Here is a 19,209-nt window from a genome sequence, read left to right as displayed (position 1 = left end):
ATGACGGCCGCGCAAAATCGCCTACTCGCCAGGCCGGCATCAACAAAGGCCGCAAGGTTTCGGTTCGGTCAAGTTGCCGTGTAGTGGCGCAGCCGGCGTTGCGGCACATGCAACTCCCGCTACACTCATTCAGATGAAGGCTTGATGGGAGAGAGGGCCATGCCGCCGCCTTCGCCACTCCGCCGGCTGCGGATGAGGGGACGCGCCTCCCCTGCCATCAGCCGCCCAGTCGCCCGCTCGATTGCCCACACAATCGGTGCCGCCATCATTGCCCTTGCAGCTTCGATCGGCCCCTTTGGCACAGCGGGAAACGCCGCGCCCTTGCCCGTTCAGGAGCGGACGGAACGTCAGACACCGAGCCGCTGCCTCGCGATCGCAGAAGCCGCCCCACCTACGCTCTATGCGAGCTATCGCCGCCTCGACGCGCCCGCACGGCACCTCATCCAGGGCAAGCCCTTCGCCTTAAGACCGCCCGAGCAGGGCGAGGTGACGATCCGCTTCGTCGGCCACGCCACCTTTCTCATCGAAAGCCCAGAGGGCGTGACGATCGCCACCGATTACGACGGCTGGGCCGGCGGCGTGACGCCGGACGTCGTCACCATGAACCACGCCCATTCCTCGCATTACACCGACCAGCCCGATCCGGCGATCGCCCATGTCCTGCGCGGCTGGAACCCGCAAGGCGGCGAAGCCCACCACAACCTCACCGTCGGCGATGTCCTCATCCGCAACGTGCCGACCGACATTCGCAGCTTCGGCGGGCGCGAGACGGCCGGCAATTCCATCTTCATCTTCGAGATTGCGGGCCTTTGCATCGGCCATCTCGGCCACCTCCACCATGTGCTGGCGCCCGAAGATCTCGGCGTCATCGGCCAGCTCGACGTTGTCATGGTGGCGGTCGACGGCTCCTACACGATGAGCCAGGACGCGGTCGTGGAAACGCTGAAAGTTCTGAAGTCGCGCCTCATCCTGCCCATGCATTATTTCGGCATGGGCACGCTGCAGCGCTTCCTCTCCCGCCTCGGCGAGGATTTTGCCGTCGAGATCAATCCGAGCGCAGAAACCACGGTCTCGGTCGCCACCCTGCCGCTCGACCCGAAAGTGCTGGTTCTGCCGGGCCACTGACACCGCCGCCGTCAAAACCGTCTCGGCCCTTGCCTCCCCCTCCTCCGGCGCGACCACTTGCCGAGGGACGCAGCAGCTGCAATTGCTGGCAAACGGACAAGATGGCGCAAAAATCGGAAAAACTCAGTCTCGTCGAGGTGACCGCTCTCGGCATCGGCGGCATGATCGGTGGCGGCATCTTCGCCGTTCTCGGCCTGGCGATGGCGACGGCCGGCCACGCGGTTGCGCTAACCCTCGCAGGTGGCGGCGCGATCGCGCTTCTGACCGGCCTCTCCTACGCCCGTCTCGGCCTCACCTTTCGCGATGACGGCGGCAGCTTCACCTATATCGAGAAGGCGTTCGCCGCGCCTGCGATCGCCGGCGTCGCGGGCTGGCTGCTGGTGGCTGGCTATGTCGGCACGCTCGCCCTCTATGCGAGCGCCTTCGGCGAATATGGCGCAAGCCTTCTGCCCAAGACCATCGATCCGGCCTGGGCGCCGGGTGCCTTGGGCGCCTTCGTCCTCGGGCTCTTCCTCGCCATCAATCTCGTCGGCGCCAAAATCTCCGGCGGCGTCGAGCTCGGCGTCGTCGCGATCAAGCTCGCCATTCTGGCGCTGTTTGCCGCCGTCGCCATGGGCGGCATCAAGGCCGACCATTTCGTGCCGGTCTTCAATCTCGGCGTGACCGCGCCGATCGCCGCGATCGCGCTCATTTTCGTCGCCTATGAAGGCTTCGAACTCATTCCGAACGCCGTCGATGAAATGGCAAACCCGGAGCGAAACCTGCCGCGGGCGATCGTGATCGCGATCCTCGTCACCGCCGCGATCTATGTCGTCGTCGCGATCGCGGCTCTCGGCAATCTGACGCCTCAGGAGATCCAGAAGGATCAGGAATACGTGCTCGCCGTCGCTGCCCGCCCGACACTCGGCGCGGCGGGCTTCACGCTGATCGGCATCGCCGCCCTCCTTTCCACCGCCTCGGCCATCAACGCCACACTCTTCGGTGCGGCGCGCCTCGCCATGGTGATGGCCCGCGAACATGCCCTGCCGAAAATCTTCTCCATGCGCGAGCGCACCCGCCCGGTGCCCTTCGTTTCCCTGATCGTCCTGACGGTGCTTGCGATCGCCTTCACGCTCGCCGCACCGCTGCAGGTCATCTCCACCTTTGCGAGTGCCACCTTCCTGGTGATCTTCACGGCGGTGAACCTCGCCGCGTTCCGCCTCGCACGGCGGATCAAGATATCCCTGCTCCTGCCGCTCACAGGCAGCGTGCTCGCCGCGGCGAGCTTCGCCGTCCTGATGTGGCACACCTGGCAGGAGGACAAGGTGAGCCTCGCCTGGCTCGCCGGGGCTTACGGGACCGCGATCCTCGTGGAAGCGGCCCTCATCTGGCGCCGCGGCCCTCGCCGGCACACGGGCTTGCCGGTCGAGACAAAAGCCTGACCGAAAGCCTCAAAAAGCAAGGGCGCCGAAGCGCCCCAAAAGCTAAGAGCCACAGTCATTCAGTGCTTTTGAGGAGGCCACAAATATACCCTGCAGCGCGGCCGTCTAAGAGCCGCCTCGACCGGCCGCAGCTTAAGAACATCTTGAACTGCTTCATGCAGCATCGAGCCCATGAAGATGGGTTTCGAAGAGCGACAGTCTGCCTATTCGAGCGGCTCGCAGAGCGCACGGGCATGGACCGAACAGTGGGTAGGAACCTGGTTGTTCTGCCCGAACTGCGGAAATCCAAAAATCAACCAACTTCCGCCGAACCTGCCTGTCGCGGACTTCTACTGCCCTCAATGCAGCGAGCAATACGAGCTTAAGAGCCAGAAGTCGGCCTTTGGCAGGAAAGTTGTTGACGGAGCCTTTCGGACTATGAAGGAGCGCCTCGCATCGCTCACCAATCCGAGTCTTATCCTACTAAATTATGATCCGAACGAGCGGGCAGTAAAGAATGTCTACGCTGTCCCCAAACATTTCTTCGTCATTGACGTGATCGAAGAACGCAAGCCCTTGGGATCGACTGCGCGGCGGGCAGGCTGGATCGGTTGCAACATCTTGCTAAACGAGATTCCCGAAGCGGGAAAGATATCCATCGTCCGCGACGGCGCAGCGGTATCCAAGGATGTAGTACTCCGCCAGTGGGAGCAGACACGCTTTCTCCGGAATTCGTCGGAAGAAACGCGAGGATGGCTTCTAGAAGTCATGAAGTGCGTTGAAAAATTAGGGAAAGAAGAATTCACGCTAGGTGAAATGTATTCGTTTGATGTTCACCTGAGTCGGATCTACCCTCATAATCAAAACATAAGGCCAAAAATTCGACAACAGTTACAAGTGCTGCGCGATAGCGGCTATCTGGAATTCCTCGGAGCTGGCCGATATCGTATCGTGACGGTCTGATGCTTCGTTTGAAGGCAAGCAGGAGGGCATCAAGCATGGCCTGGTTCCACAACTACTACAAGTGCCACCAGTGCGGAGAAAAATGGACGGATGACTGGTCCGCGATGTGCGATGACGATTGCCCAGCATGCGGAGCTCGACACATTTCCCCTTATATCAGTGATGACCTCACGGAGATCATAGCGCAAAGGAAAGGTGGATTTGTAGTACTTCAGTCAAATGATAAAGCTGAGAACCGGCCGGATTACCGGCCGGTCAAGGTATTTTCTACAATCGAAGAAGCGGCATTCAAAAAGTGACGGCCAGCAGACTGTGCGTACTCGCCCTCACCGCGTCAGCGGCTTGTATTTGATCCGCCGCGGGTTCTCGACGGCGTCGGTGCCGAGGCGCCGCTTCTTGTCCTCTTCGTAAGCCTCGAAGTTGCCTTCGAACCATTCGACATGGCTGTCGCCTTCGAAGGAGAGGATGTGCGTCGCGAGCCGGTCGAGGAACATGCGATCGTGGCTGATGACGACGGCGCAGCCGGCGAAATCTTCGAGCGCCTCTTCAAGCGCCGCGAGCGTCTCCGTATCGAGATCGTTGGTCGGTTCGTCGAGCAGCAGAATGTTGGCGCCCGATTTCAGCATCTTCGCGAGATGCACACGGTTGCGCTCACCGCCGGAGAGCTTGCCGACCGGCTTCTGCTGATCGCCGCCCTTGAAGTTGAAGGCGCCGACATAGGCGCGCGAATTCATCTCGCGCTTGCCGAGCTGGATCACCTCCGCCCCGCCGGAAATCTCCTGCCAGACGGTCGAATTCGGGTCCATGTCGTCCCGGCTCTGATCGACATAGCCGAGGATGGCCGTATCGCCGAGACGGATCTCGCCCGCATCCGGCGTCTCCTGCCCCGTCAGCATGCGGAAAAGCGTCGTCTTACCGGCACCGTTCGGGCCGATGACGCCGACGATGCCACCCGGCGGCAGCTTGAAGGAGAGGTCTTCCATCAACAGCTGATCGCCGAAGCCCTTCGTCAGGCCCTCCGCCTCGATGGCGACGTCGCCAAGCCGCGGGCCCGGCGGAATAACAATTTGCGCATCGCGGCTTGCCATGCGTTCCTGATTCGCTTTCAGAAGCTCGTCATAGGCCTTGATGCGGGCCTTGGACTTTGCCTGACGCGCCTGCGGCGAGCGGCCCATCCATTCGCGCTCGCGGGCGATGACCTTCTGACGCGCCTCGTCCTCGCGCTGCTCCTGCTGCATGCGCTTCGACTTGGAATCGAGATAGGCAGTGTAATTGCCCTCGTACGGAATGCCGCGGCCGCGATCGAGCTCGAGAATCCAGCCCGTGACATTGTCGAGGAAGTAGCGGTCGTGGGTGACGATCAGGACGGCGCCCGGATACTGCTCCAGATGCTTTTCGAGCCACGCCACCGTCTCCGCGTCGAGATGGTTCGTCGGCTCGTCGAGGAGGAGAAGGTCGGGTTCTTCCAGAAGCAGCTTGCACAGCGCCACACGGCGGCGTTCACCGCCGGACAGGACGTTCACGTCCGCGTCGCCCGGCGGGCAGCGCAGCGCCTCCATGGCCATGTCGACCTTTGAATCGAGATCCCAGAGATTGGCGCTATCGATCTGATCTTGCAGCTTTGCCGCCTCTTCCGCCGTCTCGTCGGTATAGTTCATCATGAGCTCGTTGTAGCGTTCGAGAATCGCCTGCTTGGCGGCGACCCCTTCCATCACGTTGCCCTTGACGTCTTTGGCCGGGTTGAGCTGCGGCTCCTGCGGCAGGTAGCCGACGCGTGCGCCGTCGGCCGCCCAGGCTTCGCCGGTGAACTCCTTGTCGAGCCCGGCCATGATGCGCAGGAGGCTCGATTTACCCGAGCCGTTCGGGCCGAGGACACCGATCTTGGCGTCCGGGTAGAAGGACAGATGGATGTTGTCCAAAACCTTCTTGCCGCCGGAATAGGCCTTGGACAGGCCGGACATATGATAAATGAACTGGCGCGCCATGGTCGCCGATCTCCGTTGTCTTCGAGATGCGAGGGAATTTCAGCCCACATAAGCGAGGCGGCGGCCGGGAGCAATGGCGTCGCAGTTGGCGCCCGCGCCCCATCTCTGCCACATCTTCTTCCTATCGACCCGCCAGAGACCTTGCTTCGAAGCCTTTCACCGCGCGCATAACCATGCTGCAACGCCAAAAAAAGCATGTTTCCGTGGCAACCGAGTGCTATGAGGCGCGTTAGGAACGCGGGCGCTCGGCCCGCGTCTTTTCCGACAATATGAGTTGAGTATGGACAGGCGGGCCTTCCTCGTTGCTTCTCTGGCAGCCGCGGCATCAAGTGCGAGCGGCAATGCATTCGCCCAGAGAGGCGCTTCATCAGACAACCCCGAGAATCCGGCACCCGATATCGCCGCACCTCCCCCAAGCAACAACGCATTTACCTGGGATGGTCTGAAGTCGCAGGCGCGCGCGCTCGCCGAGCGCCCGTTCAAAGAGGCTGACGACGATCTGCCGGCCCAATATGCCGATCTCAACTATGCGCAGTTCCGCGAGATCGAATACCGGCGCGAAGCCCGCCTTTGGCGCGACGAAGGCCTCGCCTTCCAGCTGGACTTTCTCCATCGCGGGGCGCTGTTCAAAGAGCGGGTCAACATCTTCATCGTCGAGAACGGCGAGGCGCACCAGGTGGCCTACGACCCGGCGATGTACAATTTCCGCCAGGCGCCACAGCCGCCCGAAGGTGTCGATATCGGCTTCTCCGGCTTTCGCGTCCACAACCCGATCAACAGCCCGAATGTGTGGGACGAATTCCTCGTCTTCCAGGGCGCGACCTACTTCCGCGCGGTCGGCCAGGGCCAGTATTACGGGCTGTCCGCGCGCGGCCTCGCGCTCAAGACCGGCGATCCGGAAGGCGAGGAGTTTCCCCGTTTCACCACCTTCTGGATCGAGAAGCCTGAGGCTGGCGAAGAAGTTCTGAACATCTATGCCCTCCTCGACAGCGTCTCGACGACGGGGGCCTATCGCTTTGTCGTGCGTCCGGGCCGCGACACGGTGATCGAGGTCACGGGCGAGCTCTTTCCGCGCCAGCCTCTGCACCATATCGGCCTGGCGCCGCTCACCTCGATGTTCCTCTTCGGCCCGCTCAACCGCACGGGCTTCAACGATTACCGCCCGCAGGTCCACGACAGCGACGGTCTGCAGATGCTGACCGGCAACAACGAGTGGATCTGGCGGCCGCTCGCGAACTATCCGACGCTGCAATCCTCGTCGTTCATGGATCCCGCCCCGCGCGGCTTCGGCCTCGTCCAGCGCGCCCGCGATTTCCAGGATTTTCAGGATCTGGAAGCCCGTTACGAGCGCCGCCCGAGCGTCTGGATCGAGCCGATCGGCACCTGGGCCAACGGCCAGGTGGAGCTTCTGGAGATCCCGACCGACAAGGAAATCCACGACAATATCGTCACTTTCTGGCGACCATCCTACGATGTGAGCCCCGGCGCGCCCTATTCCTTCGCCTACCGCATGCGCTGGACCGACCGGCCGAAAGCTCCCGCCGGTTCGCTTTATGCCGCCGACAGCCGCGCCGGGCGGAACTTTCACGATACGAGCAACCTTTACGTCATCGATTTCATTCCCGAAGAGGGCACTCTTCCGGCCTTTGACGGCCTGTCGTTGGAGGTCTCCGCCAATCACGGCGCCATCAAGGGGCAGGTTTTGCAGCCGAACCCGCTTGTTGGCGGTGTCAGAGCGACGTTCCTCTTTGAGCCGGAGGATCAGTTGACGGAATTCCGCGTGCGTCTCGTCGCCAATGGCGAGCCCGCCAGCGAAACCTGGCTCTACCGTTGGGTCCCCCAATGAGCGACCAGAAGCACGACCATCCTGACGAACGTGTCTTGAGGCCCTTCGGGCCGATGCCGCCGCAGCATCCGCTGGCGATGCCGCATCAAGACTTTTCGAAGGAGCCGGTCGATGCTCTGCCGCGCAACAATCCGGCCGCGGCGCGTTATGCGCGGCTGATCGCGATCCTGACGGCGGGCGGCCTCATCTATTACGGCGTGCACGAGATGATCGCCGTCGTCTCGGCAGGCGGCATCACGATCCTGGAAGGGATCATGACGATCCTCTTCGCGATTACCTATTCCTGGATCGCGATGTCGACGAGCTTTGCTGTCGCCGGCCTTCTCGCCCCGCGCCCGCTGCCGACGCCGCCCGTTCCGAAGCATCCGCTGAAGAGCCGAACGGCGATCGTCATGCCGGTCTATAACGAAGATGCCGACATGGTCGCCGCCAGCCTTCAGGCGATGGCCGAGGACATCGCGCGCGCCGGCCAGGCACACGCCTTCGAAATCGTCGTCTTGTCGGATTCCAATCGCGCCGAATCCCTGGTGCGTGAGACGCTGGCCATGCACCGCCTCACCGATGCGCTCGCCGGCACCCTGCCGGTCTGGTATCGCAGGCGGGCGATCAATTCGGCCAAGAAGGCCGGCAACATCGAGCAGTTCGTCGCCAATTGGGGTGGACGCTACGACTTCATGCTCGTCCTCGATGCCGACAGCCTGATGCGGGCGGACACCGTGCTGCGCATGGTGGCGCGCATGGAAGAGGATCCCAATCTCGCCCTCTTCCAGAGCGTGCCGCGGCTCTTCGACGGAAACTCGTTCTTCGCGCGGATGCAGCAGTTTGCCGGTGCGGTCTATGGCCCGGTCGTCGCCGGCGGAATGGCAGCCTGGCAGGGCTCCGACGGCAATTACTGGGGCCACAATGCGATCATCCGCACGCGCGCTTTCGCCAAGGCTTGCGGCCTCCCGCCCCTGCCGGGCGACCCGCCCTTCGGTGGCCATATCCTGAGCCACGATTTCGTCGAGGCGGCGCTTTTGCGCCGTGCCGGCTACAAGGTGGAGATGGCGACGGACCTCGTGGATTCGTGGGAGGAGAGCCCGCCGTCTCTGTTGGCGACGGCCGTGCGCGACCGGCGCTGGGCGCAGGGCAATCTGCAACACTCCAAGGTGATCGGCGCCAAGGGCCTTGCCGGTCCCTCGCGTCTGCACTTCTTCATCGGCATCATGAGCTACCTCTCCTCGCCCTTGTGGCTGCTCCTGATCCTCGTCGGTCTGGTTCTCGCCGTGCAGGCGAAGCTCGTCACGCCGGTCTATTTCGGCGACGACCATCAGCTCTTCCCGAACTGGCCGGTCTTCGATTCAGAGCGCATGTTGACGCTCTTCGTCTTCACGCTCGTGATTTTGTTCATTCCAAAAATCTTCGGCACGCTGCGCGTGATTTTCTCCAGGCGCCTGCGGCGCGCCCATGGCGGCGCTGTGGCCGTCACGCTCAGCATGCTCCTCGAAATCGTCGCCTCCACCCTTTACGCCCCGATCATGATGCTCCTGCAGAGCCGGCATGTCTGGGACATCCTGCGGCGCAAGGATTCCGGCTGGGCACCGCAAAGCCGCAAGGGCGGCAGCGCCGAGGCCTGGTCGGCACTCTGGGGGACACACCGCACCCACGTTCTCTTCGGCATTTTCCTCACCGCCGTCGCCATCTTCGTCTCGCCCGCCATCCTTGCCTGGCTGTCGCCGATCGTCATCGGTCTCGTCTTCTCGCCGCTTCTGTCGCGTTGGAGCGCCAGCGAGGAGATCGGCAACGCCCTGCGCGGCATGAAGCTTCTCCTCATTCCGGAAGAGGTCGAGCGGCCCGCGATCGCGTGCGCGCGCGATGAAATTCTCACCGAACGGCCCGAGCTCGGCGATGATCCGCTGGCGGCAGTCGCGCAATCGTCCGATCTGCGTCAGGCCTATTTCGCATGGCTGACGCCCCCGGCCCCCAAGGACCGCGGTCAGGTCGACCGCTTCCTCCTGAGCGCCGCCAAGAAGATCTCGGATGCCACAAATCTGTCCGAAGCGCTTGCCTGGCTCGACCCGCAAGAGCGTCTCGCCGTCGCCGCGCATCCGTCAGAGATGGAGCGGCTGGCAAAGCTCGCAGCGGCAAGCCGCTCCCGCGAAGAAGCAGCAGCCTGACCCCATCCTGATACCGGACTATGCCATGAAGGCGCCTTCCGTGCCGGGCCACACCGGCCCTGCCGATCTCCGCAATTGCAGATCGCGCGCGCGGTCGTGATGGAGTTTCTGCACGCCAACCAGGCCGTCGTCGCTCTGGCGATCCTGGCGCTGATGTTCGTCTTCTTCATGTGGGAGCGTTTCTCTCCGGAAGTCGTCGCAACGCTCGGTGCCGCCGCGTTTCTCGCGCTCGGCATTCTCGACACGAACACGGTGTTGAGCGTTTTCGCCAATCCGGCTCCGATCACCATCGGCGCGATGTTCGTCTTGTCCGGTGCGCTCGTTCGCACCGGCGCGCTCGATGCCATGTCCCGCTTCATTCTGAGCCGGGCGACGCGGCGACCCGTTTACGCGATCGTCGGCGTTCTGGGCGCGACGATCGCCGCCTCCGCCTTTCTGAACAACACGCCGGTGGTGATGGTGCTCATCCCGGTCGTGATGGGCCTCGCCCGCTCGGTCGGGTCGCTTCCCTCCAAGCTTCTCATCCCCCTGTCCTATGCCGCCATTCTCGGCGGCACATGCACGCTCATCGGCACCTCCACCAACATTCTGGTCGACGGTGTGGCGCGCGATCTGGGGCTCGAGCCTTTCACCATCTTTTCGCTCGCTCCGGTCGGGCTCGTCGTCGCCGCCGTCGGCAGCTTCTATCTCTTCGTGACGCAACGGTTTCTGCCGGAACGTCCAACCTTCGGCGACGTCATGGGCGCGCAGGAGGGTGCGGCCTTCATCAGCGATTTCAGCATCCCAGAAGATTCGGCACTGATCGGGCGGACGCTCGGCGACGTCGCAAGCCTCAACGAGCCTGGCGTGGCCTTGCTCGCGATCCGGCGCGGCGGCCGGGTCCTGCGCCGCAATTTGCAGAAGGAACCGTTGCAGGCGGGTGACCGGGTCGCCGTCAGCGCCTCCCTCAGCGAACTTCTCGGCATTCGCCAGACCTCCGGCATTCGCATGGGAACGAGCGAGCCGCCACAGCCGGACGAAGAAGGCAAGCCGCCGGAACTCGTCGAGGCGCTAATTTCACCCGATTCCCAATATGCCGGCCTGCGCATTCCCGATCTCGCCTTGCGCAGCCGCTATGGCGTATCGGCTCTCGCCGTCAGCCGTCACCGCCACTGGCTCGGCCACAATCTCAATGCGGTCGCCCTTCAGCCGGGCGATGCCCTGCTTCTGGAAGGCAATACGAAGGGTCTTGCGGAGCTCGTCAGGGAAGGCGGCATCTTCAACATCGATCAGCCGGAGGCCCGCCCCTATCGGCGCACCAAGGCGCCGGTGGCCGGGCTCGTCCTTGCCGTCGTGGTCGCGGCCGCGGCTTTCGATCTGATGCCGATCGCCGGCCTCGCCATCCTCGGCGTCGCGGCGGTCCTCCTCAGCCGCTGCATCGACCCCGATGAAGCCTTTGGCGCCATCGACGGGCGCATTCTCATCCTCATTTTCGGCATGCTCGCGGTCGGCGAAGGCATCGACAGATCGGGTGCCATCAAACTGATCATCGACACCACGCTGCCCTATCTTCAGGTGCTGCCGCCGATCGTCCTGTTGGCGGCAGTCTATGCGCTGACCTCCGTCCTGACCGAGATGGTGACGAACAACGCCGTGGCGGTCGTCATCACCCCCATCGCTGTGGGGCTCGCGGCGCAGCTCGGGCTCGATCCTCGCCCGTTTGCGGTGGCCGTCATGTTCGGCGCGAGTGCGAGTTTCGCCACGCCGATCGGCTATCAGACGAACACGCTCGTCTATGTGGCGGGTGGCTATCGCTTCACGGATTTCGTCAAGATCGGCCTGCCGATGAACATCATCGTCGGCCTGGCGAGCATCTTCACCATTCCGCTGATCTGGCCGCTCGAAGGCTGATCGGCGGGTCTGAAAGCACGTGAAGGCTCGGGAGGGGCCTCAGGCGACCCCCGCCCGCAGAAGATCGAGCATATGCACGATGCCGATCGGGCGGCCCTCGTCGACGACGAAGAGCACGTTGATCTTCTTGCCTTCCATCTCGCGCATGGCGGTGGCGAGAAGCGCATCCGCGGCAACCGTCTTCGGCGTGCGCGTCATCACGTCATCGACCTTCTTGTCGACGAGCCGGTCGGCCATGTGGCGGCGGATATCACCGTCGGTGATGATGCCCACGAGCTTGCCCGCCCCATCGACGACGCCCACCGTCCCGAACCCCTTTTCGGTGATGGTCAGGATCGCATCGCCCATGCCGGAGCCGAGGCCGCATAGGGGCAGGCTCGCCTCGCCATGCATGATCTCCGCGACCTGGCGCAATTGCGCCCCGATCTGCCCGCCCGGATGAAAGACCTTGAAATCCTGCGCTCCGAACGAGCGCGCCTCCAGGAGCGCCATGGCGATCGCATCGCCCACGGCAAGCTGAATGAGCGTGGACGTCGTCGGCGCGAGCCCGTGCGGACAGGCCTCCGTCACCTTCGGCAGGACGATCGGGATCGTGGCCGCCTTCGCAAGCGTCGAATGTCCGCCCGAGGTGAGCGCGATCAAAGGAACGGAGAAGCGTTCGGAATAGGCGAGAAGGCTCGCGAATTCCGTGGTCTCTCCCGACCAGGAGAGGCCCAGGATCGCATCTTCGCGCGTGATCATGCCGAGATCGCCGTGGCTTGCCTCGGTCGGATGCACGAAATAGGCCGGCGTTCCGGTCGAGGCGAGCGTCGCCGCGATCTTGCGACCGATATGGCCGCTCTTGCCGATGCCGGCCACCATGACACGGCCTTTGAGAGACAAGATCAAACGCACGGCGCTTTCGATCTGGTCGCCGAGCGGCCCCTCGGAAATCTGGTTCTGCACCTCGCCGAGACCTGCGGCAGCGATCTCGATCGTCTTCTTGATCGAGGCATCGAGCGCGTCGTGGGAGGTGGCTGCGAGCTTCAACATAGGTACTCCGCCGATCCTTTTCGTCGCTCTATTGCGCGGCATTGAGCGGGTCAATGGCAAGGGTGTGCAGAGCGGCCCTGCAGACCGCGGCAACCGCCGCGCACCGAGGCTACCTCAACTGCCATGCGATCAGCATCCCGGTTGAAAGGTTTCGCGTGATCCACCCTGTTGCGGGCCATCCCTTTCGTCCACGCAGCGACGTCCGGTACCGCTTGCGACATCAGCCCGGACGAAAACCCGTCTCCGACGAAAATTGGATTGCGGAGGCCGCCCAAGGGCGTATGCAGGGCCCTTTCACCAGCCGCGTTCCATGACCACACCCGCCGACAAGCGCATTCCCGTCGATTTCGCCGAGCCGAGTTTCGCCGAATTGTTCACGCCGAAGCTCATCACCGTTCTGCGTGAAGGTTACGGGCTGACGGCGTTCAAGAGCGACCTCGTCGCCGGCCTCACGGTTGCGATCGTCGCCCTGCCGCTCTCAATGGCGATTGCGATCGCCTGCGGCGTCACCCCGGACCGCGGACTCTATACGGCGATCGTCGGCGGCTTCCTCATTTCGATGCTCGGCGGCAGCCGCTTTCAGATCGGCGGCCCGGCCGGGGCCTTCATCGTTCTCGTCGCAACCACCGTGCAGCAGCACGGCATCGACGGGCTCCTGCTCGCCACGCTCATTTCCGGCATCTTTCTCGTCATCGCCGGTTTTCTGCGCCTTGGCACCTACATCAAATTCATTCCCTACCCGGTCACCGTCGGGTTCACGGCCGGCATCGGCATCATCATCTTCACGAGCCAGCTGAAGGATTTCCTGGGCCTCACCCTCTCCGGTCCGGAGCCCGGGCCGATCCTCGACAAGCTCGAAGTGCTCGCAGCCGCGGTACCGACGGCAAGCCCCGCAGCCCTCCTTCTCGCGGTCGTGACGGTGGCCATCATCGTTCTGGCGAAGCGCTGGCGGCCCGGCTGGCCCGGAATGCTCATGGCGGTGGTCATCGCATCGCTTCTGGCGCTCGCCATCGGCCTTCCCGTCGAGACGATCGGCAGCCGCTTCGGCGGCATTCCGCGCACGCTTCCGATGCCGTCCCTGCCATCGCTGTCTCTTGAGAAAATCCAGGCCGTGCTGCCGAGCGCGCTTGCCTTCGCGCTTCTCGGAGCGATCGAATCCCTTCTTTCCGCGGTCGTCGCCGATGGCATGACCGGGCGCCGCCACCGCTCCAATTGCGAGCTGGCCGCGCAGGGCACGGCCAATATCTTCGCAGCCCTCTTCGGCGGCGTGCCGGCGACCGGCACGATCGCCCGCACGGCCACCAATGTCCGCGCCGGCGCGCGCGGTCCGATCGCCGGCATGGCGCATTCGGTCTTTTTGCTTCTCTTCATGCTGCTGGCCGCCCCGCTCGCGGCCTATATTCCGCTGCCGGCCCTTGCCGGTGTGCTCGTCGTCGTCGCTTGGAACATGATCGAGAAGCACGCTTTCGCGGCCTTGATCAGATCCTCCCGGGGCGACGCCCTCGTTCTGCTGGCGACGTTTCTTCTCACCGTCTTCCGCGATCTCACCGAAGGCATCGTGGTCGGCTTCGCGCTCGGCGCCATGCTGTTCATCAACCGCATGGCCAAGACGATCACGGTGGAATATCAGACGCCGCTCATCGATCCGGATGTGGCGGACAGCTCTCGCGAACGCGTTCCCTACGATCCGAGCCTCGTCACCGATCCCGACATCGTCGTCTACCGCATCTCGGGCGCCTTCTTCTTCGGCGCGGCATCGACCGTCGGCGCCGTCCTCGACCGCATCGCCGATCAGCGCAAGGCGCTCATCCTCGATTTTTCGGCCGTGCCCGTGCTCGATTCGACGGCTGCCAACACCATTGCCGGCGCAGCACGCAAAGCGCATCAGGCGGGTGTCGAACTCTTCATCACGGGCACCTCTCCGGCAATCCGGCGCACACTTTTCACCCACGGCGTTCGACCGCCGCAGACACGCTTCGGACGCACACCGGAAAGCGCCGTTCGCCACCTGCAAGCACGAAGCGCCGACAGCAGCAAAGATGCCGGCGAGACAGCGGGAAGCGATCCCCGGCCATAGAGCGGCACAGCCGGCTTCACACTTCGTTTACCTTGAAGCGCACGAGTTTTGATCACTCCAGCTTCAGGCAACGTTCCCGCAAGAACACGTTGCCTGCAAAACTCCATCCTTCCGGATCGTGCCCTTCATGCCCGCCCTTTCACGATCAGACGACTATGCCGAGCGCAGCGACCGCGAAGACGCCGAACTGGCTTTGAGCGTCCTCGACAACATTCCCTGCGCGCTCGCGGTCTTCGACCGTGGCGGTCGACTGACGATGACCAATCACGCCTTCGACAGAAGCTTTCCGCACAATTGTGAAAGGATCCGCCTCGAAGCCTCTGCCCTCCTGGCGTCGGGCGAAAGCCGCTCCTTCGAGGCCGACGATGGCCGCACTTTTGTTTTGGAGCGCAAGCCGCTCCCCGATGGCTGGCTCGTCATCGCTCAGGATACGTCGGAACGCATGGCCGAGATCGCCAAGGCGGCCAAAGTCGCTCGGACCGACCCGATCACGGGCCTCGGAAACGGTCTTGCCATGCGCGAAGCTCTCACGGCCGAGCTGTCATCGAGCGCGGTAGCATCGGGTGAGCAGAACTTTGGCACGGCCGCCGTCATCGCCATCGACCTGGAACGCTTCAAGGCGATCAACGAATCCCTGGGCCAGTCTTTCGGCGATGCGCTTCTCAGCCTGTTGGCGGAGCGCCTCCAATCGGCGCTCGGCGAGGATGACCTTGCCGCCCGGCTCGGAGGTGACGAGTTCGTGGTGCTGCAGCGAAAGGTGGCGCAACCGGCCTCGGCCCACAGACTGGCCAAGCGTCTGGTCGATCTCCTCGGTCGCTCCTATCTCATCAACGGACATCTGATCGACATCGACGTCAGCATCGGCATTGCGCTTCTGCCGACCGACGGCAGCTCCGCCGACGACGTTCTGAAAAACGCCCATCTTGCCCTGCGCCGCAGTCGCAGCACGGGAAGCCGGAGCTATTGCTTCTTCGAGCCGGAGATGGATCGGCAGATGAAAGCCCGCCGCGAGCTTGAGACCGACCTGCGCCGCGCGCTCGGCCTGCGTCAGTTCTCGCTCGTTTATCAGCCGCAGCGCGATCTCGCCTCGGGCCGCACCAGCGGTTTCGAGGCTCTCTTGCGCTGGAACCACCCGACGCGTGGCCCCGTATCGCCATCGGAATTCATCCCGATTGCCGAGGAATTGCGGCTGATCGTCCCGATCGGAGAATGGGTCCTGCGCACAGCCTGCCACGAAGCCGCCGGCTGGCAGGAGCCGCTCACCGTCGCCGTCAATGTCTCGGCCATCCAGATCGGCATGCCCAATTTTGCCGATACCCTCAAACAAGCCCTTCATTCCTCGGGGCTTCCCGCCAGCCGCCTGGAGCTGGAAATCACCGAAAGCGCCCTCATCGCCGACCATTCGGCGGCTTTGGAAACCCTGCATCTCGCCCGCAAGATGGGCGTGCGCGTCTCCATGGATGATTTCGGCACGGGCTATTCGTCCCTGTCCTATCTGCGCAGTTTTCCGTTCGACAAGATCAAGATCGACCAGTCTTTCGTCCGCGCCGACCCACACGACTCGAACTGCACCGCAATCGTCAGCGCAATTGCAGCGCTCGGGCGAAGCCTCGGCATGATGACTCTTGCAGAAGGTGTGGAATCGCAGGAACAATGGCGGCGGATCATGGCCTCCGGTTGCACGGCGGCGCAGGGTTTCCTCGTCAGCTATCCGCTGCCTCCCGAGAGCATCGGAGATTTCCTGGCGGAGGAAGCAAGGCGAAACTGCACCATGCGGGCCGATCGACCTGAAGGAAGCGCCGGTTGAGCTGAATGCGAATGACCCCAGACACTCGGGACCTTTATCGTCTCGTCTATTACAGCCGCAATCGCATTGAAGGCCCCGACGATGTCGTGAGCCGAGAAATCGCGGCGATTCTGGAGATCTCGCAACTCAACAACACTGCAGACGAGATCACGGGAGCCCTGATCTTCAACTCCGGAATTTTTGCGCAGGTGCTGGAAGGGCGAAGAGACGTCCTGGAACAGGGGTTCGAACGCATCCAGCGCGATCCCCGCCATAGCGACGTGCACGTGCTCTTCTTCTTTCCCGTGCCCGAACGCGCCTTTCCGAACTGGTCGATGGCTTTTATCGGCCGGTCTCGCAGAGGTCAGAACCTCTTTGCACATCTCGGGGACAAGACCGGCTTTGAGGAAGCGCGTATGCAGGGCGAGCGACTCTTTTCCATCATGCGCGAAATCGCGATCGACGAAGAACTGATCGAGGCCTGACGCCGCCAGGCGTCTCGAAAAGACAAGCGAACCCGCCTTCCATGCATCTCACCGACCATCGCCTGAGAGATCGCCTCGGCCTCAAATGGCCGATCATTCAGGCGCCGATGGCCGGCGTCTCCACGCCCGCGATGGCGGCGGCCGTCTCGAATGCTGGAGGCCTCGGCTCGCTCGGCATCGGCGCGACCGACACGGCTACGGCACGGACGATGATCGCCGAAACCCGCGCCGCCACCCGCGCACCCTTCAACGTCAACGTCTTCTGCCACCGGCCTGCACGAGCCGATCCGGCGCGCGAAAGCGCCTGGCTCGACCGTCTGCGACCGGAATTCAGCCGCTTCGGCGCCGAACCGCCGCAGGCGCTGCGCGAGGTCTATCGGAGCTTTGCCGCAAATCCCGACCTTCTCGCCATGCTCGTGGAGGAGCGCCCCGCGGTCGTCAGTTTTCATTTCGGCCTGCCCCCGGCGGAATTCATCGCCGCGCTGAAAGACGCCGGCATCGTGCTCTTCGCCTCCGCCACCTCTCTGTCGGAGGCGCAATCCGCCGTGGACGCCGGCATCGACGTGATCGTGGCCCAGGGCTACGAGGCGGGCGGCCATCGCGGCATCTTCGATGCGGACGGTGCAGACGAATGCCTGCCGACATCCGTCCTCACACGCCTGCTTGCCGAGAGGCTCGATATTCCCGTCGTGGCGGCCGGCGGCATCATGGACGGGGCAGGCATCCGCGCGGTCCTGGATCTGGGCGCCGCGGCGGCTCAGCTCGGCACCGCCTTCATCGCCTGCCCGGAATCATCCGCCGACGCGGCCTATCGCGCAGCGCTTCTGAGCGACAAGGCCCATCACACCATCATGACACGCGCCATTTCGGGCCGCCCCGCGCGCTCCATGGCGAACGGCTTCACGACGCTTGGCGAGAGCGTCGCGCCCGGCGATATCCCCGATTATCCGATCGCCTACGACGCCGGAAAGGCGCTCAATGCCGCCGCCAAGAAAGCCGGAGAGACGGGCTTCGGCCCACATTGGGCCGGCCAGGGCGCGCCGCTTGCCCGCGCTCTCCCGGTCTCCGACTTGATGGCCGACCTCATCCGCGACCTGGACGGCTGAGCGCGAGAGCCTCGCCAAGGCGCCTCGCAGGCGCGATCGACGTCACGGATACGCGCGGGTCTTGAAATAGCCCGCAATGCCGCACTCTACTCAAAGACTTGTCACCCCGCCGATTCCCTTTCGCGTCCTCTCCTCAAGGCGCGGCCAAGGCCGAACCCATCATGCCGCAGCGCCCCCGCCCGTTCCGATTTCCCCGCCTGGCGGGGTGGCCGCCCTCGGCGCAATGGCTGACGCTCCTCGCCATCTCGCTTCTCCTTGCGGTCGGCCTGGAGAGCCTCGATCTTGCCGCCGGCGTTTTGATGGGGGCGATGGCCGGCGCCATTCTCCTGGCCGCCGCCGGGGCCGATCTCGCCGTGCCGCGCACGGCCTTCTACCTCGCGCAAGGCGCCATCGGATGCCTGATCGCCACCAGCATCACGCCCCCGCTTCTGCGCGAGATGCTCTTCAACTGGCCGGTCTTTCTGATAACCCTCATTGCCGTCGTTGGTGCGAGCGTCGCGCTCGGTGCGGCGCTGACATGGTTCCGGATCCTTCCCGGCACCACGGCGATCTGGGGCGCCTTTCCAGGAGCCGCGACAGCCATGGTGCTGATGGCCGATGCCTATGGCGCCGATTCCCGCCTCGTCGCCTTCATGCAATATCTGCGGGTCGTCTGCGTCGTGGTCGTGGCGTCTCTGGTGGCGGAAATCTGGGTGCCGCAGGCGGCTGAAGCTGCGCTTGCCGGAAAAGTCTGGTTCCCCACAATCCACTGGCTGACTTTTGGCGAAACCCTCGCCCTGGCTGTCGTCAGCGCGGGCCTCGCGCTCGCCTTCAACATTCCCGCGGGCGGCCTCATCCTGTCGATGCTCTTCGGCGTCCTCCTGCAGGATTTCGGCCTTCTTCAGATCGAGCTGCCGCCCTGGCTTCTTGCCATCAGCTATTTTCTCGTCGGCTGGGGGATCGGCCTGCGCTTTACGCGGCCTCTGCTGCTCTACGCGCTGCGCGCCCTTCCCTGGCTGATCGCGGCCATCGTGGCACTCATCACGTTGTGCGGGCTCTTCGCTCTTGTGCTGTCCTTGGCGACCGGCATCGATCCCCTGACGGCCTATCTCGCCACCAGCCCGGGCGGCGCCGATTCCGTCGCCATCATCGCGGCCTCGACCGACGTCGACATGCCCTTCGTCATGGCCATGCAGATCGCCCGCTTCATCGCGGTCTTGCTGGTCGGTCCAAGTCTCGCGCGGCTGATCGCCGAGCGCATCGACAAAAGGGGAAAGGCGGCACCGCCTGTGGCCTAAAAAGGAAGGCCGCGGAGATTGCTCTCCGCGGCCAAAGGGCTCTTCGGGGGGCGTGAAGAGCCTTATCGGGCTGAAATCTTC

14 protein-coding genes are annotated in these 19,209 nt (G+C 63.8%); 12 read left to right on the top strand and 2 right to left on the bottom strand.

What is annotated here, in order from left to right; translation table 11 throughout:
- The first annotated feature begins 159 nt into the window (after positions 1-159).
- The 4 genes from ACK8CP_RS02590 to ACK8CP_RS02575 all read left to right on the top strand — a co-directional run bounded on the left by ACK8CP_RS02590 (position 160) and on the right by ACK8CP_RS02575 (position 3,787).
- A complete protein-coding gene (locus ACK8CP_RS02590) occupies positions 160-1,125 on the top strand; it encodes an MBL fold metallo-hydrolase (RefSeq protein ID WP_414833257.1) in 966 nt (321 codons plus the stop codon).
- 101 nt (positions 1,126-1,226) lie between these two features.
- Entirely contained in the window at positions 1,227-2,546 is a 1,320-nt protein-coding gene (locus tag ACK8CP_RS02585; RefSeq protein ID WP_414833256.1) for an APC family permease, read from the top strand.
- Between the two features lie 177 nt (positions 2,547-2,723).
- A complete protein-coding gene (locus ACK8CP_RS02580; protein ID WP_414833255.1) occupies positions 2,724-3,488 on the top strand; it encodes a DpnI domain-containing protein in 765 nt (254 codons plus the stop codon).
- Between the two features lie 35 nt (positions 3,489-3,523).
- Positions 3,524-3,787, top strand: coding sequence for a hypothetical protein (locus ACK8CP_RS02575; protein ID WP_414833254.1), 264 nt, complete (start codon positions 3,524-3,526; stop codon positions 3,785-3,787).
- 27 nt (positions 3,788-3,814) lie between these two features.
- On the opposite strand, the gene ettA is transcribed toward ACK8CP_RS02575, so the two are convergent.
- Positions 3,815-5,473 (bottom strand): energy-dependent translational throttle protein EttA, encoded by a 1,659-nt coding sequence (gene ettA / locus ACK8CP_RS02570; RefSeq protein WP_414833253.1) that lies wholly within the window; start codon positions 5,471-5,473, stop codon positions 3,815-3,817.
- Positions 5,474-5,753: 280 nt separating this feature from the next.
- Here ettA and ACK8CP_RS02565 point away from each other — a divergent pair, with 280 nt between their 5' ends.
- The 3 genes from ACK8CP_RS02565 to ACK8CP_RS02555 all read left to right on the top strand — a co-directional run bounded on the left by ACK8CP_RS02565 (position 5,754) and on the right by ACK8CP_RS02555 (position 11,365).
- Positions 5,754-7,319, top strand: a complete 1,566-nt coding sequence (locus tag ACK8CP_RS02565) for a glucan biosynthesis protein (protein ID WP_234628492.1) — start codon at positions 5,754-5,756, stop codon at positions 7,317-7,319.
- Positions 7,316-9,475, top strand: a complete 2,160-nt coding sequence (gene mdoH, locus ACK8CP_RS02560) for a glucans biosynthesis glucosyltransferase MdoH (protein ID WP_414833252.1) — start codon at positions 7,316-7,318, stop codon at positions 9,473-9,475. The genes ACK8CP_RS02565 and mdoH overlap by 4 nt, the downstream gene beginning before the upstream one ends.
- A 75-nt stretch (positions 9,476-9,550) precedes the next feature.
- Complete coding sequence (locus ACK8CP_RS02555) at positions 9,551-11,365, top strand: SLC13 family permease (protein WP_414833251.1); 1,815 nt, start codon at positions 9,551-9,553, stop codon at positions 11,363-11,365.
- 39 nt (positions 11,366-11,404) lie between these two features.
- On the opposite strand, the gene ACK8CP_RS02550 is transcribed toward ACK8CP_RS02555, so the two are convergent.
- Positions 11,405-12,397, bottom strand: coding sequence for a KpsF/GutQ family sugar-phosphate isomerase (locus ACK8CP_RS02550; protein ID WP_414833250.1), 993 nt, complete (start codon positions 12,395-12,397; stop codon positions 11,405-11,407).
- Between the two features lie 310 nt (positions 12,398-12,707).
- Here ACK8CP_RS02550 and ACK8CP_RS02545 point away from each other — a divergent pair, with 310 nt between their 5' ends.
- The 5 genes from ACK8CP_RS02545 (at position 12,708) to ACK8CP_RS02525 (ending at position 19,128) form a co-directional block, all read left to right on the top strand.
- A complete protein-coding gene (locus ACK8CP_RS02545; RefSeq protein WP_414833249.1) occupies positions 12,708-14,474 on the top strand; it encodes a SulP family inorganic anion transporter in 1,767 nt (588 codons plus the stop codon).
- Between the two features lie 127 nt (positions 14,475-14,601).
- The gene (locus tag ACK8CP_RS02540; protein WP_414833248.1) at positions 14,602-16,281 is read left to right on the top strand and encodes a putative bifunctional diguanylate cyclase/phosphodiesterase; all 1,680 of its coding nucleotides are present in this window, start codon (positions 14,602-14,604) and stop codon (positions 16,279-16,281) included.
- An 11-nt stretch (positions 16,282-16,292) separates the two neighbouring features.
- A complete protein-coding gene (locus tag ACK8CP_RS02535; RefSeq protein ID WP_234628498.1) occupies positions 16,293-16,745 on the top strand; it encodes a BLUF domain-containing protein in 453 nt (150 codons plus the stop codon).
- A 41-nt stretch (positions 16,746-16,786) separates the two neighbouring features.
- Complete coding sequence (locus ACK8CP_RS02530; RefSeq protein ID WP_414833247.1) at positions 16,787-17,851, top strand: NAD(P)H-dependent flavin oxidoreductase; 1,065 nt, start codon at positions 16,787-16,789, stop codon at positions 17,849-17,851.
- 161 nt (positions 17,852-18,012) lie between these two features.
- Positions 18,013-19,128 carry an AbrB family transcriptional regulator gene (locus ACK8CP_RS02525; RefSeq protein ID WP_414833246.1) on the top strand — a complete coding sequence of 372 codons (1,116 nt, stop codon included), beginning with the start codon at positions 18,013-18,015 and terminating at the stop codon, positions 19,126-19,128.
- Positions 19,129-19,209: the final 81 nt, after the last annotated feature.

The organism is Afifella sp. YEN Y35 (assembly GCF_047553465.1).
GTDB lineage: Bacteria > Pseudomonadota > Alphaproteobacteria > Rhizobiales > Afifellaceae > Afifella > Afifella aestuarii.
Note: the sequence above shows the minus strand (reverse complement) of the source record. Positions and strands in the feature narration are given on the sequence as shown.

Excerpts from the sequence above, each read along its gene's own strand:
- ACK8CP_RS02530 (WP_414833247.1), top strand. The coding sequence starts at position 16,787 with ATGCATCTCACCGACCATCGCCTGAGAGATCGCCTCGGCCTCAAATGG.
- ACK8CP_RS02580 (WP_414833255.1), top strand. The coding sequence starts at position 2,724 with ATGGGTTTCGAAGAGCGACAGTCTGCCTATTCGAGCGGCTCGCAGAGC.
- ACK8CP_RS02575 (WP_414833254.1), top strand. The coding sequence starts at position 3,524 with ATGGCCTGGTTCCACAACTACTACAAGTGCCACCAGTGCGGAGAAAAA.
- ACK8CP_RS02545 (WP_414833249.1), top strand. The coding sequence starts at position 12,708 with ATGACCACACCCGCCGACAAGCGCATTCCCGTCGATTTCGCCGAGCCG.
- ACK8CP_RS02590 (WP_414833257.1), top strand. The coding sequence starts at position 160 with ATGCCGCCGCCTTCGCCACTCCGCCGGCTGCGGATGAGGGGACGCGCC.
- ACK8CP_RS02550 (WP_414833250.1), bottom strand. The coding sequence starts at position 12,397 with ATGTTGAAGCTCGCAGCCACCTCCCACGACGCGCTCGATGCCTCGATC.
- mdoH (WP_414833252.1), top strand. The coding sequence starts at position 7,316 with ATGAGCGACCAGAAGCACGACCATCCTGACGAACGTGTCTTGAGGCCC.
- ACK8CP_RS02540 (WP_414833248.1), top strand. The coding sequence starts at position 14,602 with ATGCCCGCCCTTTCACGATCAGACGACTATGCCGAGCGCAGCGACCGC.
- ACK8CP_RS02585 (WP_414833256.1), top strand. The coding sequence starts at position 1,227 with ATGGCGCAAAAATCGGAAAAACTCAGTCTCGTCGAGGTGACCGCTCTC.
- ettA (WP_414833253.1), bottom strand. The coding sequence starts at position 5,473 with ATGGCGCGCCAGTTCATTTATCATATGTCCGGCCTGTCCAAGGCCTAT.
- ACK8CP_RS02525 (WP_414833246.1), top strand. The coding sequence starts at position 18,013 with ATGCCGCAGCGCCCCCGCCCGTTCCGATTTCCCCGCCTGGCGGGGTGG.
- ACK8CP_RS02565 (WP_234628492.1), top strand. The coding sequence starts at position 5,754 with ATGGACAGGCGGGCCTTCCTCGTTGCTTCTCTGGCAGCCGCGGCATCA.
- ACK8CP_RS02535 (WP_234628498.1), top strand. The coding sequence starts at position 16,293 with ATGACCCCAGACACTCGGGACCTTTATCGTCTCGTCTATTACAGCCGC.